This is a genomic window from Sinobaca sp. H24, from assembly GCF_023845525.1.
Window position 1 is genome coordinate 39,293 of record NZ_JALBWT010000035.1, and the last position, 17,778, is coordinate 57,070.

Sequence of the window (17,778 nt, forward strand, 5' to 3'; positions counted from 1 at the left end):
AAAAATAAAAAGAATCTTCACTATGGATCATGTATGTGCCGGCTCTAGCATTTATCTTTATTTTTATTGTATTTCCATTTATCAGTGGCCTGCGTATTTCATTTACGGATTGGGACGGTTTTTCCCAAACGATGAACTTTGTAGGGCTGGACCAGTACACCAGAATGTTTAGTGATCCAACCACATGGCTGGTGGCAGGTAACACCTTGCTGTATGGAGGGAGCACTTTCTTTCAAATGACGATTGGGTTATTATACGCCATGCTTTTGGTCCAGAGTATAAAAATGAAGGCGGTTACGCGAACGATCGTTTATCTTCCGGTTATTATCAGCCCTCTCATTATGGGGTATATCTGGTACTTTATGTTTGCCTACCAGGGCGGGCCATTAATGACCTCGTTATGGCACTGGTTTTGAACGAATGAACTTATTAAATAACCCTGACCTCAACCCATGGATCATTGTGTTCATTAATACGTATCAATTTGTTGGTATTTCTATGATTATTTTCTTAGCGGGTCTGCAGAGTATATCGAAAGAATACTATGAAGCTGCGCGCATGGACGGTGCTTCAAAACTGGCGCAGTTTAAAAACATAACTATTCCTCTCCTGATGCCTTCCATAACCATTAATGTAGTTCTTAATGTTATCGGCGGCCTGAAATTGTTTGATGTGATTATAGCATTGACAGGAGGCGGACCGGGAAATGCTTCCCAGTCAATGTCGACCTTTATGTATACTCTCTATTTTGATAGACAGGATGCAGGTTATGCAGCAACTCAAGGGGTTCTGATGGTCGTATTAATTCTTGTTATTACGGTTACCGCGGTTATTTACTTAAGACGTAAGGAGGTAGAGGCATAATGAAAACCATCAGCAGAAAACAAAGTTCATGCTTAATACGCTGGCAGCGTTGATCTCGATTCTTCATATTATTCCGCTTTATATTCTGATCACTACGGCATTTAAAGCACCTGGAGATTTCAGCTCTATGTGGGCTTTCCCGAACAAATAAGCTTTGAGAATTTTGTGACGGCCTGGGAAAGAGCGGATTTAGGGCTGGCTTTATTTAACTCAGCTACTATTACATTTTTTGCTGCTGTCTTGCTTATAATCTGCGGATCATTGGCAGCTTATCCTCTGGCACGCAGACAGACAAAGTTGAATAAATTTGTTTACATTTTTTTTATATCGGTTATGATCGTGCCGCCTCTGACTGTTCTTGTGCCGCTCTACCAAATGGTAGTTGACTGGGGGCTGATGAATACAAGATCTGTAGCTGTATTTAACAATGTAGCGGCATTCTTATCGATGACAATCTTTCTATATGCCGGGTTTATCCGTGCCACTATTCCAAAAGAATTAGAGGAAGCGGCAAAAATCGATGGAGCAGGGACCTTAACCATTTTCTTTAAAATTGTATTTCCGCTGCTGAAGCCTATCACGGCAACAGTGTTGATCATTTCCTGCGTATATATCTGGAACGATTTCCAATTTGCGATTTTCTTTTTGCAGGATTCAAATGTACAGACGCTAACGGTAGCGTTAAACAGCTTTTTGGAGAAAACACATCCAACTTGAGTCTGGTAGCAGCAGCATCGCTGATTGCGCTTCTGCCAATGACTATTCTATTTCTATTACTGCAGCGGTTCTTTATTGAAGGGCTGTCGCAGGGGTCTATTAAATAATATTGTTTACTGTGGGGGATGACTTATGCCAATTCATTACACTTCGTCGACGCAAACGTTTCATTTACAGTCTAAACAAGTCAGCTATATATTCAGAGTGCTTCAAAATGGACAGCTGGGACACTTATATTATGGAAAAAAACTGACGCATCGTGACGATTATTCTCATTTACATCGAATAGAAGCAAGATCCAACACAGCTGCAGTTTATGAAGGGGACCTTGATTTTTCCCTGGAGACGATAAGACAGGAATTTCCTTCTTATGGTACATCTGACTTTAGGGAACCGGCTTTTCATATCGAGCAGGAGGATGGAAGCCGGATCACTCAATTTGAGTTCACAGACTATACCATTTCCAGCGGAAAGCCAAAGCTGGAGGGACTGCCGGCTGTTTATGCAGAAAATGATGAAGAAGCATCTACATTAGTTGTCAGACTGCATGATAACAGGCTGAATATGGATATACATTTATCTTATACCATATTTGAAGAAACAGGCGTTATTGCCAGGAACAGTGCTTTTACCAATCATGGGGAAAATCCGGTAAAGCTTTCTAAAGGAATGAGCCTGAGTGTTGACATGCCGGATTGTGATTATGAAATGATTCATTTATCCGGTGCATGGGCCAGGGAGCGGCATGTGAAAACGAGGCAGCTTGAAGAAGGGATTCAGCAGATTGGGAGCACAAGAGGGATAAGCAGTGCCCAGCATAATCCATTTTTTGCGCTGAAGCGACCTCATACTACCGAGCATACGGGTGAAGTGTTCGGCGTGAGCCTGGTGTACAGCGGTAATTTTAAAGCCCAGGTAGAAGTAGATCACTTTGAAACGAGCCGTGCAATGATTGGCCTGAATGATTTTGATTTTTCCTGGCATTTGCAGAAAGGAGAGACCTTTCAGGCGCCGGAGGCAGTAATGGTTTATTCCAATTCAGGAATGAACGGATTAAGCCATACGTTTCATGATCTATTTTCAAATCGTTTAGTACGTGGGAAGTGGCGTGATAAGGAGCGGCCGGTGCTCATTAACAATTGGGAAGGCACCTACTTTGATTTTACAGAAGACAAAATTGTAGAAATGGCAGAACAGTCCAAAGAATGCGGCATTGAGCTGTTTGTTCTCGACGACGGCTGGTTTGGAAAGCGGGATGACGACACGACGTCTTTAGGGGACTGGTTTGCAGATACGCGGAAGCTTCCTCATGGAGTGAAGGGCCTGGCTGATAAAGTAACAGCCACAGGAATGGATTTTGGCCTTTGGTTTGAGCCGGAAATGATTTCCAGGGAAAGTGAGTTGTATAAGCAGCATCCGGATTGGTTGCTGCAGGCTGAAGGTCGGCGTGCTTCTCACGGAAGAAATCAATTTGTTCTCGACTTTTCCAGAAAAGAAGTAGTCGATCACATGTACAATCAGATAGCTTCTGTGCTGAAAGACGCTCCAATAAGCTATATAAAATGGGATATGAATCGTCCGCTGACAGAAATAATGTCAGCAGGATATCCGGCGGAAAGACAGCAGGAAATTGCCCACCGCTATGTGCTGGGTGTATATGATCTGTATGAACGTCTCACATCGGATTTTCCGGATGTTTTATTTGAATCCTGCGCCAGCGGGGGCTGTCGTTTTGATCCGGGGATGCTTTATTATGCTCCGCAGACATGGACAAGTGATAACACCGATGCAGTAGAACGTCTGAAAATACAATATGGTACTTCTTTTTTATACCCCATTAAAACAATGGGAGCGCACGTCTCTGATGTGCCTAATCACCAGGTGCATAGATCAGCGAGCCTGGAGACAAGAGCCCGCGTTTCCTTTTTTGGGAATTTCGGCTACGAGCTTGATATTACAAAAGAAAAAGATCTGAATGTGCTGAAGGATCAAGTGAGCTTTTACAAAAAATACCGGACTGTTCTGCAGGAAGGACGTTTTTATCGATTAGAAAGTCCTTTCGAAGGAGATGGCAATGTAACGAGCTGGATGGTTGTAGACGAAAGCGGGCAGCAGGCAGTGGCTGCCAGATATCAGATTCTGGAGAAACCAAATCCCGGTATACCTCGTTTTTACTTTAAAGGTCTTTTGGAAGATACACTTTATCGAGTAGAAGACAGCGGTGAGTCGTTTTATGGATCGGAGCTCATGCACGCAGGACTTCCCCTCCAGCATGAGTATACATGGAAGAAACAGGGAGACTATCAAACGACATTACTTGTACTGAATGCAGTAAAATAATAAAGAAAGAGATGTGGATAGAATGGCTAAATTAACTTTTGTCGGAGCAGGAAGCCCGTTTTTGTGAAAAATATACTGGGAGATTGTATGCTTACTCCGGCTCTTAAAGGTATGGAATTTGCACTATACGATATTGATGAAAGAAGGCTGGATGAATCCTATCAGCTTCTGCAGCATTTGAAAAAACAGCTGGATGCGGACGTTCATATTCATAAATATTTGAATAGGAAAGAAGCTTTAAAAGGGTCTTCTTATGTTATTAATGCTATTCAGGTCGGCGGGTATAAGCCGTCTACAGTTATTGATTTTGAAGTACCGAAAAAGTACGGCCTTCAGCAGACAATCGGGGATACTATAGGGGTAGGCGGCTTATTTAGGACACTCCGCACAGCGCCGGCGATGCTTGATATTGCAGTAGACATAGAAGAAGTCTGCCCGATGCCTGGCTGTTGAACTACACAAATCCTATGGCGGCACTAACGGGAATTATTGCAAAAGAGACGAATGTGCAGGCGGTAGGTTTGTGTCACAGTGTGCAGGTATGTGTTCCAGAGTTGTTTGATCATTTGGATATATCCCAGAAAGATGTAAAAGCAACCATTGCAGGAATTAACCATATGGCCTGGCTTCTTGACGTATCAAGAAACGGCGAAGATCTTTATCCTGAAATAAAAAAGCGGGCTGCAGAAAAACAAAAAGGAAAGCATGAGGATATGGTGCGCTTTGAGTTGATGGATAAATTCGGCTATTATGTTACAGAGTCTTCGGAACATAATGCAGAGTATCATCCTTATTTTATTAAATCAGCCTATCCGGAATTAATTGAGAGGTTCAATATTCCATTGGATGAGTATCCGAGACGCTGTGAAACACAGATTTCAGAATGGGAAGCAAGAAGGGACAGTATTATTCATGATGAGTCGTTAACACACGAACGCTCCAGAGAATATGCTTCTCATATCATCGAAGCAATGGAAACGGATCAACCAACACGCATTGCCGGAAACGTATTAAACAGCGGCGGGCTTATAAGTAATCTCCTTCTGATGCAGTAGTAGAAGTTCCCTGCCTCGTAGACCGCAATGGGGTCACTCCAACCCATGCCGGCAGGCTGCCTGAACAGCTTGCCGCTTTAAATCGAACAAATATTAACACCCAGCTGTTAACCATGGAAGCCAATAGAACCAGAAAAAAAGAGTATGTCTATCAGGCGGCTATGCTTGATCCCCATACTTCGGCAGAATTATCATTGGATGATATTGTTTCGCTTTGTGATGATTTATTTGAAGCGCATGGAGATTGGCTTCCGAATTATAAATAAATGAATAGAGATGAAGCCTGGACGAAGCAGTCCGGGCTTTTTTTATTGCGTTTTTTGAAAAAATATTGAAAACGGTTACTTGATGTGGTATCTTAATCATTAAGTAAAATTTTACTAAAATATTTATTCGGTAAATATCAGAAAGAAGGAATAAAGATGGGCGTACTAACGATTTTATCCTTTTTGTTTTTCACTTTACTTGTAGCGTTAATATCTTACTTAAAAACAAGAAAAGAGGACCTGGAAACATCAGACGGTTATTTTTTAGGAGGAAGAAGCTTAACAGCATGGGTGATAGGCGGCTCGTTAATGCTGACCAACTTATCTACTGAACAATTGATCGGTTTAAACGCTGAAGGCTATGAGTTCAATATGTCCTCTATGGGATGGGAAGTCGGCTCAGCTATTGCGCTGGTTATTGTAGCTTTTTACTTTCTCCTAAATACTTAAAAGGTGGTATTACAACGATTCCTGACTTTTTAGAGGAACGATTTGACAGCGCTACCAAACAATTTGTTACAATACTTTTTCTTTTTGGGTTCATATTTAATCTGCTTCCGCCTATTCTTTATTCTGGTGCCGTTGCATTAAGTACAATGTTTAATGTGCCTGAAATGCTGGGGGTCAGTTCCACTACAGCATTGTGGATAACGGTGTGGGTAGTTGGAACGATAGGTTCGTTATATGCCATATTCGGTGGATTGAAGGCCGTTGCAGTATCCGATACGATTAATGGAATCGGCTTAATCTTAGGAGGATTGTTAATTCCGCTCCTTGGATTAATGACATTAGGGGATGGCTCTCCTGTCGCTGGTTTTAGAAGTATTATGGACAATACTCCTGAAAAGTTAAATGCGGTTGGAGGAGAAAGTGATCCAGTTCCATTCGGAACAATGTTTACGGGTATGATTTTAGTAAATTTATACTACTGGGGAATGTCTCAGCATATTATGCAGCGGGCCATTGCGGCAAAAAACTTAAAAGAAGGCCAGAAAGGTCTTTTAATTGCAGCATTTTTAAAGCTTGCGGGTCCCATTTTTTTAATTTTGCCGGTATCATTGCTTACAATATGTTTGGTGCAAATATGACTTCAATGGAAGCGTATCCAGCACTTGTAAATGAGGTACTGCCTCTGCCTCTTGTTGGATTTTTCGCAGCGGTTCTATTTGGAGCTATCTTATCCTCATTTAACTCTGTACTGAATTCGACGGTTACTTTAATTGTGCTGAATATTTATAAACCATATTTTAAGCCTAATGCTCCAGACTCCAAGCTAATTAGAGACGGGAAGGTTATAGGTACTCTGTTAGCTATATTCGCTATGAGCGTAGCGCCTTTAATTGCTCTTGTACCGCAGGGATTTTTTCAGTATCTCCAGATGGTCAATGGTTTTTATAATGTACCTATATTCACTGTTATATTAATTGGTTATTTAACGAAGCGGGTGCCGGCGATTGCAGCAAAATCTCTTTAGTGTTGTTTATCAGCGTTTATGCCAGTACGCAGCTATTTTGGGACACCGGTCTTCATTTTCTCCATATTCTTGCTATAATGTTTGTCATTTGTACAGTATTGATGCTCGTTATCGGGAAGATAAAGCCTAGAGAAACAGCATATAAGCTGGAAGATAAAAAAGTAGTTGATATGACGCCGTGGAAGCTGGTCTATCCAGTCGGCTTTGCAGCGGTAATAGCCATGCTTATTGTATTTCTTATTTTCTCAGAAGCAGGTATTGCAGCTTAAATAATAATAAAGGGGTAATATTATGACAAAAACACAATCCTATTTTCCAAACCTTCTGCACGGAGCAGACTACAATCCGGAACAGTGGCTCCATCGTCCAGATATACTTGAAGAGGATGTACGATTAATGAAGCTGGCTAAATGCAATGTGATGTCGGTGGGGATATTTTCATGGGTGTCGCTGGAACCGGAAGAAGATCACTACACTTTTGACTGGATGCAGGACGTGTTGGACCGTCTGTATAAAAATGGTATCAGCGTATTTCTAGCAACGCCGAGCGGCTCAAGACCCGCGTGGATGTCAGAGAAATATCCTGAAGTACTGCGGACGAACGCAGATCGAACAAAAAATCTGCATGGACTTAGACATAACCATTGTTTAACTTCTCCAGTATATCGAAAAAAAGTGAGACAGATGGCTGATCAGCTGGCCGCGGAATTTGGAGATCATCCTGCCGTTATAGGCTGGCATATCTCTAATGAATACGGGGGAGACTGCCATTGCTCTACCTGCCAGTCTGCATTTCGTCACTGGCTGAAAGATAAATATGAAACGCTGGATGCACTGAACAGTGCCTGGTGGACTACGTTTTGGAGTCACACATATACGAGCTGGGAGCAGATTGAATCCCCATCTCCCCTGGGTGAGTCGCTTGTGCACGGCCTTACTTTAGATTGGAAGCGTTACACAACGGATCAGACTGTGGATTTTTATCAGTGGGAAGCAGCACCGTTAAAAGAAAAGCGGCCTGATCTTCCGGCTACAACGAATTTCATGGAAGAATATGAAGGATTGGATTATTGGAAGTTTAAAGATGTCGTGGACATTGTTTCCTGGGATGCTTATCCGACCTGGCATGATAATCAGGAAGAGGCAGTACAGGCCTCGAGAACAGCATTTCTGCATGATATTAAGCGGAGCATTAAAGGCGGCCAGCCCTTTTTACTTATGGAAAGTACGCCAAGCAACACAAACTGGCAGCCTTTAAGTACGCTGAAAAAACCGGGAATGCATCATCTAGCTTCTCTTCAGGCAATCGCACACGGGTCTGATTCTGTCCAGTATTTTCAATGGAGAAAGAGCCAGGGGTCCAGTGAAAAATTCCACGGAGCTGTTGTTGATCATGTAGGGCATGAAAATACCAGAGTGTTTAAAGAAGTGACACAGGTTGGGGAGTCCTTGGAAAGACTTCAGGAAATTACCGGCGCTGTAAGTCATCCGAAGACAGCACTTGTTTATGATTGGGAAAACAGGTGGGCGATTAATGAAGCACAGGGTCCGAGGAATATTGGACCGGGCTATGAAGATACGGTTCAGGAATTCTACCGGCCTTTATGGGATATGGGCGTCGCTGTTGATGTAATCGACTCGGAACAGAGTCTCGATCAGTATGATCTGATTGTTATGCCGATGCTTTATATGATAAAGCCTGGTACAGCCGAGAAAATCGAGACCTTTGTAAAAAGAGGTGGGACCCTTGTTACCACATATTGGTCAGGAATCGTGGATGAAAACGACCTTGTCTGGCTGGGAGGCCTTCCGGGTCCGCTTCGAAACGTGCTTGGTATTTGGTCGGAAGAAATTGATTCTCTTCATGACGGCCAGACCAATCAATTAACGTTTACAGCCGGAAAGATGAGCAATCAATCTTACCAACTCAAAGAGCTGTGCGATTTGATTCACCTGGAGTCGGCCAATCACTGGCTTCCTATGATGAAGATTTCTATAAGGGACGGCCTGCCGTAACAGTGAATACGTTTGGAGAAGGGAAGGCGTATTATATCGCAGCCCGGACAGAAGAGGCCTTCTACACTGATTTTCTAAAACAGATAGTAGAAGAAGCAGGCATAGAAAAAAATATACAAACCGAGCTTCCCCGCGGAGTGACTGTTCAGAGAAGAGTGAAGGATGAACATTCCTACCTGTTTCTATTGAATTTCACAAAAGAAGAAAAAACATTTTCTCTCAGCGGTAAAAAAGGATGGGATTTGATTCATCAGGAATCTGTGCAGGGTGACTGTTCGCTTGAACCCTATGGAGTGCGGGTTGTAAGAGAAGAATAAAATGAAGAAATTAAAAAAACTTTATCTCCCCTTGAAGGGGGATAAAGTTTTTTTGTCATAGAAACATTAATTTTATTAAAAAACCTAGGAAGAACGCGCAAAATAACCAGACGTCGACTCAGGCAGAACAGCCATCGGTGAAGCTAAAGAGAGTGTTCTTCTCTCTTTAGCTGAGGCATGGCCTGCCGAAAGCGTACGTCTGGTGATGGAAGTGAACACCTGGTTGTATTGCGTAGTTGTCTATTTTTCCTTTCTTTATATATGCCTTTCGTTAGCCCTCTCCGTGAGGAGTAATCACACATTTCAGCCCGTCTTTACCGAGGGCCGCCTGAAATCCGGATTCGGTTTCAGAGAGAGGGAATGTATGGGTAATCAGTTGTGCAAACGGAAGCTGGCGTTCGTTAATCCACTGCACCGCTTCGAAATGGCAGGCTTTGGATGCTCCGTGGGTTCCGCATACATTCAGTTCTTTGTACAAAATAAGATTGGTGTTCAGCCCGCCTGTCGTTCCTTTTGGGAGCCCGGCAAAAAACAGCACATTGCCAAGCGTTTTCACGATCGTGAGCGCTTCCTGCTGTACCGCTGAGGAGGGGGCAGTCACGATAACGGTATCGCAGCCATAGCCGTTTGTCTCTTCCATTATTCGTTGCTCCACATTCTCTGTAGCCGGATCCAGACAGAGGTCCGCTCCAAAATTCAGCGCGAATTGGCGTCTTGGGGCAGAACGCTGCACCGCAATTACTTTTTCAGCCCCGATCTTTTTTAACGCCGCGATATACATACATCCGATCGCGCCGGCACCGTAAACAACAACAGTCTGGCCGGCCGCTGCTTTTACTTTTTTCAGTCCGCTTAATACACAGGCGAACGGTTCGGACAGGCTTGCTTCCGAAAAAGGAACATCGGCTGCCACCCGCTGAATCGATCCCCGTTCCACAAAAGCTCTAGGCAGGAGCATATATTCTGCAAATCCACCATCTGTCTGATAACCGATTGATTCTCCGTACCGGCAGTGGTGCCCCAGGTTCTGAAGGCAGTACCGGCATGTTCCGCAGGGGATATGAGCACCAAGCGTAACAATATCTCCTTTTTTCCATAAGGCCGTTTCACTGCCGGCCGCTGCAATTTCTCCCGCTATTTCATGGCCGGTAATACGCGGGAACTGCACCCGTTTATCGCCGTTTTTAAAAATCCGCAGATCCGATCCGCAGATTCCCACGGCGCCTATTTTTAACAGCAGCTCATGCGGGCCGGGACGGGGAGTTTCTGTCTGCCTGTATGCGAGCGTTTCTTTGTCCGTTAAATATACAGCATTCATCATCATGCCTGCCTCGCTTCCTGTTTGAACTGAAGGGACTCTTGCATAAACCGGCGGACGCTTTCTATTTCTAAAGAGGTTCGTGCCGGATCCCAGTGAAGGCGTGCGGCGAAAACTTCGGCTGCCTCCTCGAGGGAAGACCCGGCTCTATTGGGATCAAACAGCACCAGGCTCGTGCGTCGCTCAAAAAAATCCATCAGCGTGCACGCTGACTCGTGTTCGATCGTATAAGCGGCTTCGCCTTTAATCAAATGACCGTCTGCCTGACGGATGAACTGCATGACTGTTTCCGCATGGCGGCCGTAGCGGTAAAAGTACTCTTCCACAGCGTGAACGGGCAGGTATGCTGCTTCTTTTGAGGCTTTCAGCTCCTGCAGGGACGATTCGAAATGAAAATCACTGCCGAAAACCCCTCCGGTTAGAGGGATATCCTCCGTGCGGGAAGGAGAAGACAACAGGTTTCCCTTTTCGCAGACAAAGGAAAGAACCCGTTCTGCCATTTTCCGGTAGCCGGTCAGTTTGCCGCCCGCAATCGTAACCAAACCGGAATCGGAATAAAAAATGTCGTCGTGGCGGGACAGCTCCGCCGGCGGCCTGCCTTTTTCTCCTATCAACGGACGGACTCCCGCCCAGCTTGAAATAATATCGGCCATGGTTAAAGAGAGGGGGGGAATGCTGCGTGCAGACACGCCAGCAGATATTCAGCCTCCTCCCGTTCTACAAGAATATGTTCGATGTCTTCTTCATATAGAGATTCGGTCGATCCGACGTAGGTGCAGCCATCTCTTGGAATGACAGCAATCATCCGTCCTTTGTGCTGAAAATAAATCGATTCTTTCACCGGAAGCAGGTCATGACGGAAAACAAGATGAATGCCTTTAGCCAGTACCATATGCTTTCCGGTAACAGGAGCATCTTTCACTCTTACCTTATCCACCCAAGGACCGGCTGCGTTCACAATAAAGTCAGCGTATATGCAGTAAGAACGACCGGTTTCCCCGTCTACGGCTTTTACTCCGATTGCTTTTCCCGCCTCATTTTTAATAAGCTCTTCCATCGTCACGTAATTTGCGGCTAGGGCGCCGTGTTCCGCTGCGGTTTTTACGACTTCGAGCGTCAGCCGGCTGTCATCGGTCCGGTATTCGACATAGCGGCCGCTTCCTTTAGTCGTCTCTGGGTTGAGCAGCGGTTCTTTTTGAAGCGTCTTCCGTCGGGATAACACTTCATGACGTTCATCGTCGCGCACGCCTGCCAGCTGGTCATAGACGGTAAGGCCCAGCTTCAACGTTGGAAGCGTAAAAGATTCCTTCTTTATTAACGGAAACAGCATTCGGATCGGACGAACCAGATGACGGGCATTGCGGTAGACAATATCCCGTTCCCTGCCGGTTTCCCTGATGACGGCAAAGTCCAGCTGCTGCAGGTATTTTAGTCCGCCGTGGATCAGCTTGCCTGACTTGCTGCTTGTTCCTGAAGCGAAGTCCTTTTTTTCGATCAGTCCGGTGCGCATGCCGCGCGAAGCTGCATCAAGCGCAATTCCGCTTCCTGTAATCCCGCCTCCGATGATTAGAATATCGAGCGGCCGAGCGGCCATATTTTCTAAAAGTGACTGCCGGATGCGTGCAGAAAAATCAGATGGTGTCATAACTGCCTCCTTTTACATTTGTTCATTAACTTTTCATATGAAACGAAGTTTATGCTAATAATATAGCGCTTTCATTTTTCGTCAATATAATTTATATATTATTAATTATTGATTTAACAAATTAAAAGAAGTTTTTGTTGACAAAAAGAGAAAATCTCCTTACGATATTTACAAACGTCACAATATAGAACAATTGTAAAAAGGAGAGGGTTTATATGACGGATTGGGCAGGCAGGCAGTCGGACGAGGTAGTAAAAGGCTGGCTCAGGCAAATGCATTTGATTCGTTTTTTTGATGAAAAGGTAGATGAATTTTTTGCCAAAGGCATGATTCACGGGACCACTCACCTTTGTGTCGGTCAGGAAGCGTCGGCAGTCGGCGCCTGCGCTCCATTAAAAGACGATGACATGATTACGAGCACACACCGCGGCCACGGCCACTGTATTGCTAAAGGCGCAGAGCCGGACCGGATGATGGCCGAGCTGTTCGGACGGGTGACCGGTTACTGCAAGGGCAAAGGCGGTCGATGCACATTGCAGATGTGGATAAAGGAAATCTCGGGGCAAACGGCATTGTCGGAGGCGGCATTCCTCTGGCAGTGGGCGCCGCGCTGACTTCACAGATGAAAAAGCAGGGCAAGGTCGCCGTTTGCTTTTTCGGGGATGGCGCCACAAATGAAGGTAGCTTTCACGAGTCGCTGAACCTGGCCTCCATCTGGAAGCTCCCGGTTGTGTTTGTCTGTGAAAACAACCAGTACGGCATGTCCGGTCCGGTAAAGGATATGGTTAATATCGAAGACATCGCCGACCGCGGTGCTTCCTACGGCATTCCCGGCAGAGTCGTGGACGGCAACAACCTGCTGGAAATGGCTGATGTAATGGAAGAAGCCGTTATGCAGGCAAGATCCGGAAGCGGTCCGGTTTTAATTGAAGCAAAAACCTACCGCTGGAAAGGCCACTCTAAGAGTGACGCCAAAAAATACCGCACGCGGGAAGAAGAAAAAGACTGGCGGACCAATAAAGATCCCATTAAGCGCTTTGAAGAATGGCTGCTTGAGGAAGGTCGGATTACAAAAGAAGAAGCAGAAACGATCAGGCAGTCCGCACTCGACGAAATTAACCGGGCGGTTGAATTCGCAGAAAACAGCGAAGAGCCATCCATGGACACCATTTTAGAAGATGTTTACGCATAATTATAAGGAGGGTGTGTCGTGAGAGAGATAACATATGCAGAAGCTGTGAGAGAGGGACTTAGCCAGCGCATGCGTGAAGACAGTGACGTATTTGTGCTTGGAGAAGATATAGGAGTATACGGCGGAGCTTTCGGTGTTACGAGAGGAATGATCGAAGAATTCGGACCCGAACGCATCCGCAACACTCCGATTTCAGAGGCAGCGATTACCGGGGCTGCGGTAGGTGCCGCGCTGACCGGCATGAAACCTGTATTGGAGCTGCAGTTTTCCGATTTTATTACGATTGCGATGGATCAGCTCGTAAACCAGGCGGCCAAAGTGCGCTACATGTACGGAGGCAAAGGCCATGTGCCTATGGTCGTACGCACCCCTTCCGGCTCCGGCACGGGTGCCGCGGCCCAGCATTCCCAGAGCCTCGAAGCCTGGGTGGCCCATATTCCGGGACTGAAAGTAGTGCAGCCCTCCACTGCCTATGATGCCAAAGGCCTTTTAAAAGCGGCGATGGAGGATCCGAATCCGGTTATTTTCTACGAGCATAAGGTACTGTACAAATCAAAATCGGACGTGCCGGAAGAAGAGTATACAATTCCGCTTGGAAAAGCAGACGTAAAAAAAGAAGGAACAGACGTTACGATTATCGCGACCGCCATTATGGTGCATAAGGCACTCGAAGCGGCAGAGGAGCTCGAAAAACGCGGCATAAGTGTGGAAGTCGTGGATCCAAGAACGCTCGTGCCGCTTGACGAAGAAACAATTATTGCGTCCGTGTCCAAAACCGGACGGGTGATTATTGTCCACGAAGCAGTAAAACGGGGAGGCTTCGGCGGTGAAATTGCCGGAGTGATTGCAGAAAGCGAAGCATTCGACTATCTGGATGCCCCTATCCGGCGCCTGGGAGCCCTCCCGATTCCGGTTCCTTATAATCCCGTGCTGGAAAAAGCGATGATTCCACAGGTGGAAGATATTATTAAAGCGGTGGAAGAAACCATGCGCGGAGCGTAAAGGAGGGAATACCATGGCGAAGGAAATTTTCATGCCAAAATTAAGCAGCACAATGGAAACGGGTACCCTGCTGCAGTGGTTTAAAGAAGAAGGAGACCAGGTGGCGGTAGGAGATCCGGTTTTTGAAATCATGACTGATAAGATAAATATAGAAGTGGAAGCCTATGAAGAAGGTATTCTGCTCAAAAGATACTATGGAGTGGATGAAGAAGTTCCGGTGAACGGTATTGTTGGCTACATTGGAAAAAAGGGAGAGGAAGTACCCGAACAGCCCGGAGAAACACCGGAGGATCCCGCAGTAGAAAAAGCGGAAGAAAAAGAAGCGGTCATCGAAAACACTTCGTCTCCGGAAGTGGAAGCGTCTTCTGATAAAAAGGTACGGGCTACGCCGGCAGCGAGAAAAAAAGCCGGTGCAACAGGAGTGCCGCTTCATACTTTACAGGGGAGCGGTCCAAACGGGCGGATTCATAAAAAGGATGTAGAAGTATCCGGACAGCAGCAAGAGCGCGTTACGCCGCTTGCAGAAAAAGTAGCTGCCGATAAGGGAGTAGATCTGGCAGGCGTTCAGGGAAGCGGACCAAATGGAAAAATCTACCGCAGGGACGTAGAGCTCCCGGCTGAAGAAGTCCCGGCAGCAGAAACGACTTCCACCGCCTATGAAGGGACACGCCGGTTTATCGGAGACCGGATGCAGCAGAGCAGCAGCGAAATTCCTCATGTCACATTAAATACTGAAATAGACGCTTCTGTATTGAAGAAGATGAGGACAGAGCTGCTTCCTGTCATTGAAAAGAAAACCGGAAAACGCCTGTCTTACAACGATATTCTCGTGAAAGCGCTCGGAGAAGTGCTGATTTCCCATCCGCAGGTAAATGCTACGTTTGAAAATAACAGTATTACCCTGCATCAGAAGGCCCATATCGGCATAGCCGTTGCAGCTGATTTTGGGCTGATGGTTCCTGTGCTGCGGGATGTAGAGAAAAAGAGCCTGTCTTTGATTGTGCAGGAAAGCAAGGAGCTTGCTGCAAAAGCCAGGGAAGGACGGACCAGGCCGGACGACATGAAGCAGGGCACTTTTACGATAAGCAACCTGGGAATGTACGCGGTCGATCATTTTAATCCAATTATTAATCAGCCTCAGGCGGCTATTCTCGGAGTAGGAAGACTGCATGATAAAGTAATTGCGGTAAACGGCACGGCAGAGGTCCGGCCTGTTCTGTCTCTCAGTCTTTCCTTTGACCATAGAATAATTGACGGGGCACCGGCTGCGGCTTTTCTAACAGAGCTGAAAGAAAAGCTGGAATCCCCATACCAGCTTTTAATATAGGAGGCGGAAAAAATGCAGACATACGATATTGTGATTGTTGGAGGAGGCCCGGGCGGCTACACGGCTGCGTCCCGGGCGGCTGCCCTCGGAAAGAAAACAGCGCTGGTGGAGGCGGCTGACCTTGGCGGAACGTGCCTGAACAGGGGATGTATCCCTTCCAAGACATATCTTCGTCATGCAGAAGCATACAGGGAAGTGCTTCACGCCGGTCAATTCGGCATTGAGACAGGAGAGGTCCGCTTTTCCTATGATTCCATGCTGAAGCGGAAAAACGATGTCATTCAGACGCTGCGCGGGGGCGTGGCGTCTTTAATGAAAGCCGGAAAAATTGATGTAATGGCAGGCTGGGGCACAGTTCATCCGGATTTAACCGTCAGCGTGGAGAATGCCGGCACGAAAACCGTCATTCAAGGGAAAAAAATTATTGCCGCGATGGGCTCAACGCCTGCCGTGCCTCCGATTAAAGGTATAGAGCAGGCCTCGTATCATACAAGCGATACCATTTTTGATATGGAGCGCATGCCGGAGCGTTTGACTATTATCGGGGCCGGCTATATTGGCGTGGAATTTGCCAGTATTTATGCCGCATTTGGTGTGGAGGTCACGCTTGTAGAAATGGCCGACCGGATTATTCCGCTTGAAGACAGTGATGCCCGGTGATGAGCTGAAGCGGACCCTGCTCGATCAAAACGTAACAATTCTTACGAATACCGCAGTAGAGGAAATAAAAGACGGCACTAATACAGTCATTAATAAAGACGGCAGCCGCTCTGTTCTGGAAGCGGATGTGCTGCTGATTTCCACGGGAAGGCGTGCCAATCTGCAGGCGCTGGAAGTGGATCTGGAAAAGGACGGACCATATGTTAGAACCAATGAAGCCATGCAGACAAGCCATCCGGATATTTATGCAATAGGGGATCTCGCGGGAGGATGGCAGCTGGCCCATGCTGCCAGTGCAGAAGGGACTATTGCGGCCGAGCACGCCTCCGGCAGAACGCCGAATATTAATATGCAGCTGATTCCGCGATGCATTTACACGTACCCGGAAGTCGCCTCTGTCGGCTTCAGCGAAGCAGAGCTGTTAAAAGAAGGGCGTGCCTACAAAACGAGCAGAACACCGCTCCGTATAAATGGAAAATCGCTCACCGCAGGCAATACAAAAGGATTTATGAAGCTTTTTTCTGACGAAAAATACGGGGAAATTCTGGGGGCTGTGCTGGTAGGCCCGCACGTAACGGAAATGATAGCCGAACCGGAAGCTTTTATGCAGCTCGAAGGTACGCTCGAAGAGTGGAAGGCAATGGTCCACCCTCATCCGACGCTTTCGGAAAGCCTGCATGACACGGCGGTTTCTCTTCTGAATAAACTATAAAAGTTATTTTTGTTTTTTATTAGAACATATGTAACCAGTCAGACCGGACTAATGATATACTGGGAAAAAGTTTATTATGTCTAATAGAAAAAGGAAGAGAAAGATGCTGAACTGGGAAGAACGCAGAATGATCGTGAAAGCGGCAAAGCTCTACTATGCAGAGGGGTGGACACAGGCTCAGATTGCCAAGAAAAACGGTGTATCAAGACCTGTGATCTCAAAGCTTTTAAACCGGGCGAAAGAAGAAGGCATTGTCGAAGTATATATTAAAGATAAGACCGTACAGACAGTAGAGCTCGAACAGAAGCTTGAAAAGAAATACGGACTGAAAGAAGTTATTGTTACAGCCGGCGCGGGGTATACCCCGGAAATGGTGCTGCGCCAGCTCGGCAAAGCCGGCGCTTCCTACTTATCGAAACGTTTAACAGGAAACAAAAAAATCGGTATCTCCTGGGGGGCATCCGTTCACGCACTGATAACGGAATATCCGTATGAGCGCAAAGAGCAGGCGCATGTGGTGCCGCTTATTGGAGGTATGGGTAATAATTTTGTGCATCTGCACTCCAATCAGCTGAGCTTTCACTTTGCCCAGAAGCTTAACACGAGCTGTTCGTACTTATATGCTCCTGCCATGGTGGAGTCCGATGACTTAAAGAACCGGCTCACTGCCTCCAAAGACATAGCGGAAGTATTGGAAGAGGGAAGAAACGTTGATATAGCGGTCGTTGGAATTGGCAACCCCGTCGTACAGTCGACGATGGAGAAAATGGGCTACATTCATGAAAATGATATTGCCTCCTTAAAAAAGTCACAGGCGGTAGGCGATATTAATTCCAGCTTTTTTGATTCGCTCGGCCATAAAATTGATCATCC

The 17,778-nt window shown here is 46.1% G+C and carries 11 protein-coding genes and 6 pseudogenes; 14 read left to right on the forward strand and 3 right to left on the reverse strand.

Translation table 11 applies throughout. The annotated features are described in order from the left end of the window. Positions 1 to 29 precede the first annotated feature (29 nt). The 8 genes and pseudogenes from MMY81_RS27170 (at position 30) to MMY81_RS27205 (ending at position 9,049) form a co-directional block, all read left to right on the forward strand. A pseudogene (locus MMY81_RS27170) lies at positions 30 to 864 on the forward strand (carbohydrate ABC transporter permease). A gap of 28 nt (positions 865 to 892) precedes the next feature. After that, a pseudogene (locus MMY81_RS27175) lies at positions 893 to 1,688 on the forward strand (carbohydrate ABC transporter permease). Positions 1,689 to 1,713: 25 nt separating this feature from the next. Further along, on the forward strand, positions 1,714 to 3,921 hold the full coding sequence (locus MMY81_RS27180) for an alpha-galactosidase (RefSeq protein WP_252315259.1): 2,208 nt from the start codon (positions 1,714 to 1,716) through the stop codon (positions 3,919 to 3,921). A 22-nt stretch (positions 3,922 to 3,943) separates the two neighbouring features. After that, a pseudogene (gene melA / locus MMY81_RS27185) lies at positions 3,944 to 5,242 on the forward strand (alpha-galactosidase). Positions 5,243 to 5,551: 309 nt separating this feature from the next. After that, positions 5,552 to 6,330 (forward strand): annotated as a pseudogene (locus tag MMY81_RS27190) (sodium:solute symporter family transporter). Then, positions 6,327 to 6,716, forward strand: coding sequence for a sodium:solute symporter family transporter (locus MMY81_RS27195; RefSeq protein WP_252315216.1), 390 nt, complete (start codon positions 6,327 to 6,329; stop codon positions 6,714 to 6,716). The pseudogene MMY81_RS27190 and the gene MMY81_RS27195 overlap by 4 nt, the downstream one beginning before the upstream one ends. After that, positions 6,716 to 6,985, forward strand: a complete 270-nt coding sequence (locus MMY81_RS27200; RefSeq protein ID WP_252315215.1) for a hypothetical protein — start codon at positions 6,716 to 6,718, stop codon at positions 6,983 to 6,985. The genes MMY81_RS27195 and MMY81_RS27200 overlap by 1 nt, the downstream gene beginning before the upstream one ends. Positions 6,986 to 7,007: 22 nt before the next feature. Further along, positions 7,008 to 9,049, forward strand: a pseudogene (locus MMY81_RS27205) (beta-galactosidase). A gap of 271 nt (positions 9,050 to 9,320) precedes the next feature. Here MMY81_RS27205 and MMY81_RS27210 read toward each other — a convergent pair. From MMY81_RS27210 to MMY81_RS27220, 3 genes are read right to left on the reverse strand one after another with little or no spacing between them, the layout of a single operon-like run. Beyond that, positions 9,321 to 10,373 (reverse strand): alcohol dehydrogenase catalytic domain-containing protein, encoded by a 1,053-nt coding sequence (locus MMY81_RS27210; RefSeq protein ID WP_252315260.1) that lies wholly within the window; start codon positions 10,371 to 10,373, stop codon positions 9,321 to 9,323. Beyond that, on the reverse strand, positions 10,370 to 10,981 hold the full coding sequence (locus tag MMY81_RS27215; protein ID WP_252315261.1) for a glycerol-3-phosphate dehydrogenase C-terminal domain-containing protein: 612 nt from the start codon (positions 10,979 to 10,981) through the stop codon (positions 10,370 to 10,372). Before MMY81_RS27215 ends, MMY81_RS27210 begins: the two co-directional genes overlap by 4 nt. A gap of 41 nt (positions 10,982 to 11,022) precedes the next feature. Then, positions 11,023 to 12,012, reverse strand: coding sequence for a glycerol-3-phosphate dehydrogenase/oxidase (locus tag MMY81_RS27220; protein ID WP_252315262.1), 990 nt, complete (start codon positions 12,010 to 12,012; stop codon positions 11,023 to 11,025). Positions 12,013 to 12,338: 326 nt separating this feature from the next. Here MMY81_RS27220 and MMY81_RS27225 point away from each other — a divergent pair. The 6 genes and pseudogenes from MMY81_RS27225 to MMY81_RS27250 all read left to right on the forward strand — a co-directional run. Continuing rightward, positions 12,339 to 13,204 (forward strand): annotated as a pseudogene (locus MMY81_RS27225) (thiamine pyrophosphate-dependent dehydrogenase E1 component subunit alpha). 18 nt (positions 13,205 to 13,222) lie between these two features. Continuing rightward, a complete protein-coding gene (locus MMY81_RS27230; protein ID WP_120191599.1) occupies positions 13,223 to 14,206 on the forward strand; it encodes an alpha-ketoacid dehydrogenase subunit beta in 984 nt (327 codons plus the stop codon). Positions 14,207 to 14,219: 13 nt separating this feature from the next. Then, positions 14,220 to 15,533, forward strand: coding sequence for a dihydrolipoamide acetyltransferase family protein (locus tag MMY81_RS27235; protein WP_252315263.1), 1,314 nt, complete (start codon positions 14,220 to 14,222; stop codon positions 15,531 to 15,533). Positions 15,534 to 15,545: 12 nt separating this feature from the next. Continuing rightward, positions 15,546 to 16,193, forward strand: coding sequence for an FAD-dependent oxidoreductase (locus MMY81_RS27240; RefSeq protein WP_252315264.1), 648 nt, complete (start codon positions 15,546 to 15,548; stop codon positions 16,191 to 16,193). Continuing rightward, entirely contained in the window at positions 16,180 to 16,905 is a 726-nt protein-coding gene (locus MMY81_RS27245; RefSeq protein WP_252315267.1) for an FAD-dependent oxidoreductase, read from the forward strand. Before MMY81_RS27240 ends, MMY81_RS27245 begins: the two co-directional genes overlap by 14 nt. Before the next feature lie 103 nt (positions 16,906 to 17,008). Continuing rightward, on the forward strand, positions 17,009 to 17,778 hold a 770-nt coding region (locus tag MMY81_RS27250), incomplete at its 3' end, for a sugar-binding transcriptional regulator (RefSeq protein ID WP_252315265.1).